The organism is Flavihumibacter solisilvae, assembly GCF_000814475.1.
Classification (GTDB): Bacteria; Bacteroidota; Bacteroidia; order Chitinophagales; family Chitinophagaceae; genus Flavihumibacter; species Flavihumibacter solisilvae.
This window is the reverse complement of sequence record NZ_JSVC01000016.1, coordinates 26310-38896: the sequence shown is the minus strand read 5'-3', so window position 1 is coordinate 38896 and position 12587 is coordinate 26310. Positions and strand designations below refer to the sequence as shown.

Here is a 12587-nt window from a genome sequence, read left to right as displayed (position 1 = left end):
CGGCAGCTGCTCTAAAATCATTACCGTGAAAAAAATACTGCTATTGTCACTCGGTTTGTCGATCGCCTTTCTGGGATGGTCACAATCCAATCCGGCCCCTCCAAAAAAAGACAAGAAATCCGAAAAGAAACAGCGGATAAATGCACTTGTAAAAATGGAAGAAGAGGGCGAGCTGATCTTCAATAAACATAATCTCTTTGGTATCAAACTCAATACAGATGGTTACGGGATCTCATTTGAAAAGGGGAAATTCATAACTCCGCGCAGGACCCGGATCATCCAGATCGAACTCAATGAAAAGAAACATCCTAAAGAGGACAAGGATGCAGGAAGTATAGATTTTTTCGGTAATGTGAACCAGTTCGTATTTGGCAAGGCCAATAATTTTTACCAGCTTAAGGGAGCTTATGGCCAGCAGTACCTGATCGGCGGAAAATCCAATAAAAACGGCGTTGCAGTATCTGCGTTGTGGGCAGGTGGTATTTCCCTCGGAATGGAGAAGCCGTATTACGTAGATGTGCAGGATCGGGATACCGAGGAACGCACCAGGAAAAAATTCACTGAAATTGAGGATATAAACAAGTATAACTACCTGGGGGCCTCAGGTTTTACCGTGGGATGGGGAGAAGTTAAATTTAACCCCGGAGCCCATCTCAAAACCGCACTCCGCTTTGATTATGGCCGTTTTAACGAAGTGGCGTCTGCAATTGAAGCCGGTGTGAATATTGAATATTACGCAAGTGAAGTGGAGCAGATGATCCAGAATAATCAGCACAGGCTCTTTTTCAATGCGTATGTGTCTCTGCTTTTTGGTAAGCGGAAGTAACGTAATTTTGTCCATTATGCATGAATTACCAGTAGTATCAGCAGTAAAGGAAAGTGAGTCAAAAATAAAGAAGCCGTCCTGGCTACGGGTGAAACTTCCAACAGGAGAAAACTACAAGCACGTAAGGGGACTGGTCGATACACACAAGCTGCACACCATCTGTGAGAGCGGTAACTGTCCGAATATGGGTGAGTGCTGGGGAGCAGGAACTGCGACCTTCATGATCCTGGGAAATGTATGTACCCGGAGCTGCGGATTTTGTGCCGTTGCTACCGGTCGTCCTGAACCGGTTGACTGGGATGAACCACAGCGGGTTGCTGAGGCTATTTACCTGATGAAAGTAAAGCACGCGGTGATCACATCCGTTGACCGTGATGAACTGAAGGATGGAGGTTCCACTATCTGGCACAATACCATCAAAGCGGTTAAGTTGCTCAATCCCGACACCACACTGGAAACACTGATTCCTGACTTCAAAGGTTATAAGGACCAGATCCAGGCAATTATTGATGCCGCTCCGGAAGTCGTTTCCCACAATATTGAAACAGTTGAAAGACTTACCAAAAGGGTTCGTATCCAGGCAAAGTACTGGCGCAGCATGGAAGTGCTTCGTACCCTGAAGGAAGGAGGGATGAGGGTGAAAAGCGGGATCATGCTTGGACTTGGCGAAAAGAAGGAAGAAGTGATCAGGACGCTGGAAGATCTGCGTGACAATGGAGTTGACGTGGTAACGATCGGTCAATATCTTCAGCCAACCAAGAAGCACCTACCGGTTGACAGGTTTGTACACCCCGACGAATTTGCTGAATACCGTGAAGCAGGTTATAACCTTGGTATTGACTACGTGGAAAGCGGTCCGCTTGTACGTTCGTCATACCATTCCGAAAAGCATGTTATTCCTGGTTATGGTAAGGCAGCCTGGGAACAGGAGAAACTGAATATGGTATTGTAATAATAGAGCAATCATATGAATAAAAAGCTGAAGGCCTTCACAGGCCTTTTCTTATTGCCCCTGTTTTGTGCAGCACAACTATCCTGGGAGAACGCAGAATCCGTAACCGGTCCTCTGCCGGAAGGGATCCATGTCTACCACACCAGCACTCCTGTTAACGGAAAACCATTCAAGGCCTGGTATGCAGAAATAGATCTAAGGAACAGTTCCCTTGAATGTGATACCGACACGAGTTATAAAAGACGATTGACTCCCGGAGATTTTTACAACAAGTCCGGGCAACCTGCCATCGTCCTGAATGCAACATTCTTTTCCTTTGGCACGAACCAGAACCTGAACCTGGTGATGAAGAAAGGAAGGCTGATCAGTTACAATTCAACCGGTGTTAAAGGAAAAGGTGAAGACAGTATGATGTACCTGCATTCGTTTCCTTCTGCAATTGGCATTGATAAGAAACGCAGGGCAGATATTGCCTGGACATTCACGGACAGCAACAGCCGAAAACCGTTGGCAACACAACTGGCGGTACCTCCAGTAAAAACAGAAAGCAGGAATATAGATCGGGAACTCGCAGTTACGGGCACAACAATCGTTGGCGGAAGACCGCTCTCATTGCTTGAAAAATGGAACATGAAAACTGCCATCGGTGGAGGACCGGTACTGGTTCAGGATGGCAGGGTGTATATCACAAACAACGAGGAAATTAAATTTACCGGCAAAGCGATCAATGACGCGCACCCCAGGACTGCCATGGGTTATACCAAAGAGGGAAAACTGATTGTACTTGCAGTCGAAGGCCGGAATCCCGGTACAGCTGAAGGCGCCACACTTACTGAACTTGCAGAAATTTTTGTAGCACTCAACTGTGTTGAAGCGCTTAACCTGGATGGAGGAGGCAGCAGTTGCCTGCTTGTCAATGGGAAGGAAACAATTAAGCCATCAGATAAAACGGGTCAGCGGCCTGTGCCTGCAGTGTTCGTAGTTAGAACCAGGCACTCAAGTCGCCAGGTCAATAAGTAAATTCAAAAGGCACTCTTTACGGAGTGCCTTTTGAATTTAAGTTTGAATTTTGACTTTTTACAAGCTTGCATGCGATTGTTTCATTTCCCAAACCAGTGCACTTGCACCAAGGATCGCTGCGTCTGCTTCATGGAGGTCGCTCTTGATCACTTTCACCTTATTTTTAAAGATGGGCAGAAGGTTCTTCTCCATGTGCTCGATCGTGGGTTCAAAAATCAGTTTACCCGCCTTGATGAGACCACCGAAGAGGATAATTGCCTCAGGGGAAGAGAACATCACGAAATTGGCAAGTGATTCACCCAGGATCTGGCCGGTGAACTTGTAAACTTCCTGTGAAATTTCATCACCCTGCATGGCGCAGTCGAATACATTTTTGCTGGTGAGCTCTTCAAGTTGATATTTCCGCAGGATACTCTGTTTTTCAGGTTCCTTCTGGAGCATTTCCCTTGCGGTCACTGCAACGCCCGTAGCAGATGCATAGGCCTCAAGAGAACCGTAAAGATCGGTAGACCAGTGTTTCCTGCCACCCGGACGAATGATTGTGTGCCCGAGCTCGCCTGCAAATCCATCGTGACCATAAATGATCTGGCCATTGGCAACAATGCCGCTTCCAACTCCTGTTCCAAGCGTAATGGTAATGAAATCACGCATTCCTTTTGCAGCACCGTATTGCATTTCGCCGACAGCTGCAGCGTTCGCATCATTGGTGAGTGCTGTAGGCAGGTTCATCCTTTCAGAGACCATGTCAGCCAAAGGAACAATACCTTCCCAACGCAGGTTTGGTGCGTATTCAATGGTTCCCGTGTAATAGTTCCCGTTAGGCGCTCCGATTCCGATACCCTTGATCAGTTCATCACCGCCAACTTTATCGATCATGAGGTTAAGGCGCACACACATGGCATCAACAAATGCCTGCGGTGTTTCATATTCTGGGGTTGACAAAGCTTCATACTGCAAAACTTCTCCCCGGCGGTTCACAATCCCGCATTTCGTGTTGGTGCCACCAATATCAACACCAATCGCATACTCAAGTGGTATCTTACTCATACTTATCTGTTCCTGGTAAATAAAATTATTAGTGTCCGCCTGCGATCTCCTGGTCAAAATCAAGTCCCTGAGCTTTCAGTACGCTTCTTTGTTTTAGTGCAAGGTATGCAAGGAATGCAAAACATCCGGCAGCAACCAGGTAAGACCTATGCAGGTCGCCTGTCATGTCGCCAATAGTGCCCTGTAATGGTGGAATAACGGCACCGCCGAGGATCATCATGATCAGGAATGCGGATCCCTGGCTGGTATACTTACCAAGTCCGGCAACACTGAGGGAGAAGATACATGGCCACATAACGGAGCAGCACAATCCACCCGCCATCAATGCATACACGGAAACAATACCCGTGGTGAATACGCCGACCAGCATTGCCACTGTGGCCAGAACGGCCATGGTGAGGAGCGTCTTTACCGGCTTTTCCTGGCCATAAAAGAATGCCATGATCATCAGTACGATCACGCCTGCATATGCATAAAGATCTTTTATTTCATTGCCTTTCAAATGGTTGGCAAGCAATACTACGGCGAAAGCGATGAACGGAACCACAATTGTTGCGATGACCCTGCCCTGGCGTGAGAGGTTAAATACGCCGATGGCACCTGTCCAGCGACCGATCATCAGGCTTCCCCAGTAAAGGGAAATGAAATGCGAGATTTCGCTTTCGTCGAGCCCGGCTGCATTGAAATATCCGGGTACCTTTAAGAGTGCACCAAAGTTGTTATCGATAGTAACCTCCACCCCAACATACACGAAGATGCCGAGCATACCATAGATCAGCTGCTGGTAGCGCATAGCACCCCAGCCATGTGGTTCTTTAACGGCCGCGGAGTTTGAATAAAAAAGGATACCTACAACCAACGCAATCGTGATAAGTAATAAAGGTAGTTTGTCAAGCTCCGTAAACTGTCCGATCAGGATCACGGCAAGGATGCCACCTGTCATCAACAATAAAGCTCCCTGGGCCTTGTTCGCCTTTTCGAAATGTTCTTCGTCCTTACCTGCAGGCAGCTTGGAGAAAGTGAAAAACAGGGCAACAGCTGCAAATACGGCAGCAACTATAATATAAAGTGTATTGATATTGGTGATGGTCGCATCTTCTGCCCGTCCCTTTGCTGATCCAAACAGGAATACGCTTACGATAATGGGACCTAATGTAGTTCCCAGCGAATTGATACCGCCGCCGAGGTTAAGGCGGTGTGAGCCGGTTGAAGGATCGCCAAGGGAAATGGCGAAAGGCTGCGCCGCTGTTTGCTGAAGTGAAAACCCGAGTGCAACAACAAAGAGTGAAGCGAGGATTGCCCCAAAGGAATTGGCGTTGGCAGAAGGAATGATCAGCAATGCGCCAAGTACTGAGATCCACAGTCCATATATAATACCCTTCTTATAACCTATCTTATTGAGGATATCGCTGCCCGTGATGTTCGAGATAATAAATAACAACAGCGAGCCGATAAAATATGCCCCGTAAAATGCTGAACCGATCAGCTGGCTCTGGAACTGGTTCAGGTGGAAGTGTGATTTACAGAAAGGGATCAGGATGCTGTTGGATGCAGCAATGAATCCCCAGAAAAAGAATACGATGACAAGCGTGGCAAGGGCGCCTGTGTTAGTTGGCTGTTTTGTCTGCGACATAAGCGATCCAAGGGGTTTTAAATAATTAAAGCATAGTTATGCGAACCGTTGCTCAATCAGTGAAAATATGAAGGAATTCCGTTTGACTGAAATTTTTTAAGACATAATACTGCACAATACAATTTCTTATTATATTCAATTGCAATTTTTTCTATGGAAATTCTTCACGTATCTGCTGAATGTTATCCTGTTGCAAAGGCTGGCGGATTGGGGGATGTGGTAGGCGCACTTCCAAAATACCTGGCGGAAGCCGGGCACATAGCCAAGGTGGTAATGCCGATGTACAGGACGAAATTTTTATATGAGAACAAGTGGGACGTTGTTCACAAAGGAAGCGCCTATCTTGGGAATACCTGGTTCGACTACACGGTAATAAAAGAAACTACCAATAAGCTGGGTTTTGACCTGTACCTGCTGGATATCAACGGCCTGCTCGACAGGGAAAAGATCTATTCCTACCCTGATGATGTAGAACGGTTCACGTCGTTCCAGATCGCGGTGGTGGACTGGCTGAGTTCCTGGCAACACCATCCCGATATCATCCATGTTCACGATCACCATACGGCGCTGATCCCCTTCATGATCAAATACTGTTACCAGTACCAGATGCTCGCCGATATTCCAACGGTGATCACTATCCATAATGCGCAGTACCAGGGATGGATGGACTGGGACAGGTCCGATTATATTCCGCACTGGGACGGCTGGAGATGGGGAATGCTGGATTGGAACAATAACATAAACCCGCTTGCAGCAGGAATCCGTAGTGCGTGGAAAGTGACTACGGTCAGCTGGAGCTACCTGCACGAACTGCGGCAGGAAAGCAACGGCCTGGAAGCCCTTTTCGAGTATGAAAAGGGGAAAAGTGTGGGTATCCTTAACGGGATTGACACCAAAGTGTGGGACCCGGCGACTGACAGCTACCTCACTGATCATTATACAATTGACACCCTGGCCGCTGGAAAAAGGTCCAACAAGGAGGCCATTTGCAAAGAATTCGGTCTCAATCCTGACAAGCCACTGTTCGTTTTTATCGGCAGGCTGGTGGGAGAGAAGGCGGCAGACCTTCTGCCCGCAGCGATTGGCGATTCTTTATACTATATTGACCAGCGGATGAATTTTCTTGTGCTGGGCAGTGGCGAAGCTCATGTGGAGCAACAACTCGACGATATGCGCAGTTACTGGATGGGGTACTACAACTCGAAAATCGGTTATAACGAAAAACTCAGTCACCAGATGTACGCGGGTGCAGACTTCCTGCTTATGCCCAGCCGGGTTGAACCCTGCGGTCTCAACCAGATGTATTCCATGCGTTACGGAACCGTGCCGGTTGTGCGAAGAACAGGCGGGTTGAGAGATACGGTTATTGATTTTGGTGAACCAGGTGGCTATGGCATTTGTTTCAACAATGCATCTGTCGGTGATATTACGCATGCTGTTTACCGTGGGGTTGAGTTGTACGAGGACCAGATGCATTTTGATAACATCCGGCGACAGCTGATGGAGAAGGACTTCAGCTGGGATACCAGCACAAACCAATATCTGGATGTTTATAAATCTTTATTAACTTAATACAGCCTACACTAATCCAAAACCATCGATATGTCTATAAGTAAAGAGATTCTTGCCGTTATCCTGGGAGGTGGTGCCGGTACCCGTTTATACCCGCTTACTGCCAGCAGAAGTAAGCCGGCAGTACCTATTGCCGGAAAATACAGGCTGGTGGATATTCCTATTTCCAACTGTATCAATTCCAGCATCAACCGGATGTTTGTGCTGACCCAGTTCAATTCGGCCTCGCTGAACCGGCATATCAAGAACACCTACCATTTCAGCGCTTTCAGCGCTGCTTTTGTGGATATCCTCGCAGCAGAACAGACGCCTGATAACCCGACATGGTTCCAGGGCACTGCAGACGCGGTTCGCCAGAGCCTCAGGCACATTAACCCGTTCGACAGTGAATATGTGCTGATCCTTTCCGGTGACCAGCTTTACCAGATGGATTTCAGCGCTATGCTTGATAACCATAAAAAACACGGCGCAGATATCTCAATTGCTACTATTCCTGTAGCCGACCGCGAAGCTCCCGAGTTCGGCATCCTGAAAACTTCGGGTGCATTTATTTCCTCATTCATTGAAAAGCCGAAAAAGGACCAGTTGCCTGACTGGATCAGCGATACTGGCGATGAAATGCGTGCTAAAGGCCGCAACTACCTGGCTTCGATGGGGATCTATATTTTTAACCGGAAGCTGTTGTTCGAGCTGCTGGAGGACGAAAAGAAAGACGCCACCGATTTCGGTAAGGAGATCATCCCGGAATCGATCGATAAATACAAGGTCTGCAGTTACCAGTATGATGGTTACTGGACGGATATCGGGAACATCTATTCATTCTTCGAATCGAATCTTGACCTGACAGCAGATATTCCCGACTTCAACCTGTTTGATAACAATAATGCGATCTATACCCGTGCGAGGATGTTGCCACCGGCCAAAATCAGCGGATCCACACTGGAGAAAACAGTGATCGCAGAAGGGTCGATCATCAATGCATCACGAGTGGAAAAAACTGTTGTAGGCATCCGCTCGCGCATCGGTCATGGTACAACTGTAGTAAACAGTTACCTGATGGGGAATGACTATTTCGAGACGATCGCAGAAATGAATCATGCCCGTCAGCATGGGCAGCCAACCCTGGGTATCGGCGACCGCTGTTACATCAAAAATGCCATCGTGGATAAGAACGTCCGTATTGGTGATGACGTGCGGATCAATGGGGGAAGCCACCTCGAAAACGCCGATCATGCGCTGTATACGGTGAAAGACGGAATTGTGGTGGTGAAGAAAGGAGCGGTGATTCCGAATGGATTCGTGATATAATGTGGCAGGACTACAATAAGTGGTCTGGTCAATAAGTGAATAGGTCAATAAGTGAATGAGCAAGTCTTAGCCTTATTGACCTATTCCTGTATAAAGTCATTTCACTTCCATGCACCTGTTCACCCATTGACTTATTCACTTATTGAAGTATCCTGGGCAACTACCAGATTTTTTATTTACTTTAGTTCCTGTGTACTTTGTACACATTGATAACCAGCTATAAACTGCTTTTACAAACGATTGCTATGGCCTCTACTTCAGTTCTCACTGCGCCAGAAATTGCTGTTCCCAAAGCTCGATTATCATTCTGGCAGATATGGAATATGTGTTTTGGATTTTTCGGAATTCAGTTTGGCTGGTCGCTCCAGATGAATAATATGAGCGCCATTTATGAATATTTAGGGGCAAGTCCTGAAGATATTCCCGGACTCTGGCTGGCAGCACCAATGACAGGATTGCTTGTTCAGCCAATTATTGGTTACCTGAGTGACCGAACCTGGCATCCCCGCCTGGGTAGAAGACGACCTTTTTTTCTGATCGGAGCAATATTGAGTTCAATCGCGCTGTTTTTCATGCCCAATTCGCCGGTTATTTGGATGGCAGCCGGTTTGCTTTGGATACTTGACACCAGCATTAACATCAGCATGGAGCCATTCCGTGCTTTTGTTGCCGACAATCTTGATGAAAAACAACGCCCATTCGGTTTTGCCATGCAAAGCATGTTTATCGGGCTCGCATCTTTTGTAGCGGGATACCTTCCTTCATTATTAGTTAAGTGGTTTGGTTTCTCCCGCGAAAAAACTGGAGGAAGCATACCAGAAAATATTCAGTGGTCATTCTACATTGGTGGATTTGTATTCTTCTTTGCGGTTTTATACACAGTGATTTTCAGTAAGGAATATCCTCCTGCGGATATTACAGGTTGGAAACAGAAAGCAAAAGAAAGCAATAAAGGATTTGGTGGGGGACTCAGGGAAATAACTCATTCCATTAAAAATATGCCGCTGCAGATGAAACGGCTCGCAATTGTAAACTTTCTTACCTGGCCGGGATTGTTCCTGATGTGGTTCTATTACAGCACAGGGGTGGCTGCAGATATTTTCAAAGGCGATCCAATAAATGACAGCGAAACTTATACAAGGGGCCTTGAACACGCCAATACTACTTCCGCCATTCTTAACCTCGTTACATTTTTATTTTCGTTTACATTGCCTTTCTGGGTAAATGTTGCTGGAAAAAAATGGACGCACGTTGCCTGTTTGCTTGTTGGTGGTGCAGGTTTGATCTGGGTAAACCATATCAGCGATCCACGATTACTTTTTGCGGCAATGAGTATGGTTGGAATTGCCTGGGCTTCAATATTGTCGATGCCTTATTCGATGTTAGCTAATCACCTGCCTGCTGACAAGATCGGGATCTATATGGGGATATTTAATTTTTTTATCGTATTACCGGAAATCATCGCTTCATTATTCTTTGGGAAAATTATGATCCATTTCCTCAATAATGACAGGTTACTTGCAGTCCAGATCGGTGGATTCCTGCTCATTCTGGCTGCAATTGTTTGCATTTTCGTGGTCAAGGAAGTAGTGGATGATAAGAAACCTGTACTGTCTTAACGATACCAGAAAAATATGTTCAAAAAATTTATTGCGTTTTCATTTCTTATGACGATTACACTGGCTGTTTTTTGTCAGGAAGTGAATGTATATCCCTCCAACTGGTGGGTTGGGATGAAGAACCCGAAAGTACAGCTGATGCTGCATGGTACCGGCATCGGGAAAAATACAATAAGCATAACTCCATATACAGGTGTACGGCTCGAAAAAGTCCACAAACCTGAGAATGCCAACTATGTATTTCTTGACCTGGTTATCAGCAACACGGCAAAGCCGGGAAATCTTGAAATAAAAGTATCATCCGGGAATAACATTAAGTTTCCCCTGAAAGCACGACGCCCAGGGAAAGGCTCGGCTTATGCACAGGGAGTTACTTCTGCCGACCTGGTTTACCTGGCAATCCCCGACAGGTTCAGTAATGGTGACCCTTCCAACGATCGCATTCCCGGGCTAAGGGACCAATCACTGAACCGCGATTCCATCTTTCACCGGCATGGTGGCGACCTGAAAGGCGTTTTGAATCACCTGGACTACCTGCAGGACATGGGCGTTACGGCGTTATGGCTTTTACCGGTTTGGGAAAATAATATGCCTGACAGGACAGAACATGGATATGCCATTACCAACCATTACCGCATTGAACCACGGCTGGGGACAAACGAAGATTATGCAGCCCTGGCAGATGCCCTGCATAGTAAAGGGATGAAGCTTATCCAGGATGCTGTATATAACCATACCGGGCTTTACCACTTCTTTGTCCAGGATAAGCCAATGAAAGACTGGCTGCATGAATGGCCTGCGTATACCAATACGAATTATAAGGACCAGGTGTTGTTTGATCCCTATGCCGCTAAAACTGACAGGAAGAAAATGCTGGACGGATGGTTCACCCCGATGATGCCCGACCTGAACCATGGCAATCCTTTTTTGGCGAATTTCCTGATTCAACATGCCATCTGGAGCGTGGAAGAATTCGGGATCGACGGTTACCGCATTGACACCTACATGTATAATGACCTGGAGTTTATGAACCGCTGCAACAAAGCGCTCCTGGATGAATATCCCAGGCTCAGCATCTTCGGTGAAACATGGGTGCATGGTGTTCCAAACCAGAGTTATTTCTGTGAGAACAATCTCCAGGTTCCTTTTAAAAGCAATCTCCCGGCAACAACGGACTTCCAATTGCTATTTTACGGAATCCAGGAATCACTGACCAAGCCATTCGGTTGGACGGAAGGCGTAAACAAATTATACACGACGACTGCGCAGGATTTTATGTACAAGGACCCAATGCGGCAGGTCATCTTCCTGGATAATCACGACCTGGCCAGGTTCTATTCTGTAGTTGGGGAAGACACGGCGAAGTACAAGGTGGCTTTTTCCTGGTTGCTCACGTTCCGGGGCGTTCCGCAGATGTATTATGGCAATGAGATCCTGATGACAGGATTTACCAATCCTGATGGCTGGGTGCGCCTCGATTTCAAAGGAGGATGGCCTGGTGATCCCGAAAATAAATTCACAGGCCAGGGCCGCTCCGAAAAAGAGAATGCCATTTTCAATCACATTCGCAATCTCGCCCAGTTCAGGAAACGCTCATCGGCCATCAAGTCGGGACAGCTGACCCAATTTGTTCCTGAGGATGGCGTTTACGTTTATTTCCGGCATGATAATAAACAAACAGTGATGTGTATCATGAATACAAATCCGGCGGAAAAGCAGGTTGACCCTGCACGATTTGCCGAACGCACGAAAGGATTCAAAAAAGGAAGGGACATTCCAACTGGTGACCTCATGGATCTGCAGCAAAAGATCAGCCTGCGTCCAATGAGTATGCTGGTGATGAACCTTGAATAAATTTTTAAAGCATCGACCACCAGATAAATTTCTTTCCACGTTTCCCCCAATCCGTAAACGATGACGTAAGCACCGGTTCAAGCTCGGTGCTTTTTACTTTTTTGCCTTTGCTGTTATTGACAGTAAAGCTGGCCGGCGGCGGTTCGTTCAGTTCCACTTTGGTTGCGAACCAGGTAGAATAAAGCCTGGGGACAGCAAGGCCCAGGATCATGCCGGGCAGGCCGCCAAAAGACTCAGGACCGGCGCTTACGGGAATCTCTTCGGTATAAAATGCAACCACATAAACGGAGTCGCAGATCACACCCACAGCCTTGCGGCATTCGAATCCCGCGATGACACGTGTCTCATTACTGATCTTCCATTTTACCTTGGTCGTGGTATCAGTGACAACAAACGTCTCTTCAAAAACTTTTTTCCTGCTGGTATAAACCTGGCTGTTAATGTCGGTAAGTACGATGTTCTGTTTGGCAGGACCGATCATCCACGGTTCTACCTTGACATCCGATTCGCGTCCGGGCTGGTAAATTGCTTTCTCCTTGTTGAATGAGAGGTTAAAATAGCTGTTATGAAAACGTGGTTGTTTCGCGATAAAATCCTTGAACCAGTCGCTCTGTTCATCATCGGATTCGAACTGCCTGTGTATATTTATTTTCCGCTCGTATTCTATGTTTCCGCTGAAAATAAATATTTGCTGTGCCGAAAGCTTTGCCCCGGCTATGAGTATTAATGCAAGAATGAAAGTTTTTTTCATTACGA

The 12587-nt window shown here is 46.7% G+C and carries 10 protein-coding genes; 7 read left to right on the top strand and 3 right to left on the bottom strand.

The window, feature by feature from the left end; translation table 11 throughout:
• Window positions 1-25 precede the first annotated feature (25 nt).
• The 3 genes from OI18_RS14630 to OI18_RS23855 are packed head-to-tail and all read left to right on the top strand — an operon-like array spanning window position 26 to window position 2798.
• Complete coding sequence (locus OI18_RS14630) at window positions 26-826, top strand: hypothetical protein (RefSeq protein WP_039141077.1); 801 nt, start codon at window positions 26-28, stop codon at window positions 824-826.
• A gap of 16 nt (window positions 827-842) precedes the next feature.
• Window positions 843-1778 (top strand): lipoyl synthase, encoded by a 936-nt coding sequence (gene lipA / locus OI18_RS14625; protein WP_039141075.1) that lies wholly within the window; start codon window positions 843-845, stop codon window positions 1776-1778.
• A gap of 15 nt (window positions 1779-1793) precedes the next feature.
• Complete coding sequence (locus OI18_RS23855; protein WP_052273258.1) at window positions 1794-2798, top strand: phosphodiester glycosidase family protein; 1005 nt, start codon at window positions 1794-1796, stop codon at window positions 2796-2798.
• A gap of 57 nt (window positions 2799-2855) precedes the next feature.
• On the opposite strand, the gene OI18_RS14615 is transcribed toward OI18_RS23855, so the two are convergent.
• Together OI18_RS14615 and OI18_RS14610 are read right to left on the bottom strand one after the other, a co-directional pair.
• The gene (locus OI18_RS14615) at window positions 2856-3845 is read right to left on the bottom strand and encodes an ROK family protein (protein ID WP_205410054.1); all 990 of its coding nucleotides are present in this window, start codon (window positions 3843-3845) and stop codon (window positions 2856-2858) included.
• 28 nt (window positions 3846-3873) lie between these two features.
• Window positions 3874-5478 (bottom strand): MFS transporter, encoded by a 1605-nt coding sequence (locus tag OI18_RS14610; protein WP_039141073.1) that lies wholly within the window; start codon window positions 5476-5478, stop codon window positions 3874-3876.
• A 153-nt stretch (window positions 5479-5631) separates the two neighbouring features.
• Here OI18_RS14610 and OI18_RS14605 point away from each other — a divergent pair, with 153 nt between their 5' ends.
• The 4 genes from OI18_RS14605 to OI18_RS14590 all read left to right on the top strand — a co-directional run bounded on the left by OI18_RS14605 (window position 5632) and on the right by OI18_RS14590 (window position 11831).
• On the top strand, window positions 5632-7050 hold the full coding sequence (locus OI18_RS14605; protein ID WP_039141072.1) for a glycogen synthase: 1419 nt from the start codon (window positions 5632-5634) through the stop codon (window positions 7048-7050).
• Between the two features lie 30 nt (window positions 7051-7080).
• Entirely contained in the window at window positions 7081-8358 is a 1278-nt protein-coding gene (locus OI18_RS14600; protein ID WP_039141070.1) for a glucose-1-phosphate adenylyltransferase, read from the top strand.
• A gap of 245 nt (window positions 8359-8603) precedes the next feature.
• Window positions 8604-9977 (top strand): MFS transporter, encoded by a 1374-nt coding sequence (locus tag OI18_RS14595; RefSeq protein ID WP_052273257.1) that lies wholly within the window; start codon window positions 8604-8606, stop codon window positions 9975-9977.
• A 15-nt stretch (window positions 9978-9992) separates the two neighbouring features.
• Complete coding sequence (locus tag OI18_RS14590; RefSeq protein WP_039141067.1) at window positions 9993-11831, top strand: glycoside hydrolase family 13 protein; 1839 nt, start codon at window positions 9993-9995, stop codon at window positions 11829-11831.
• 4 nt (window positions 11832-11835) lie between these two features.
• On the opposite strand, the gene OI18_RS14585 is transcribed toward OI18_RS14590, so the two are convergent.
• On the bottom strand, window positions 11836-12582 hold the full coding sequence (locus OI18_RS14585; RefSeq protein WP_039141065.1) for a GLPGLI family protein: 747 nt from the start codon (window positions 12580-12582) through the stop codon (window positions 11836-11838).
• Window positions 12583-12587: the final 5 nt, after the last annotated feature.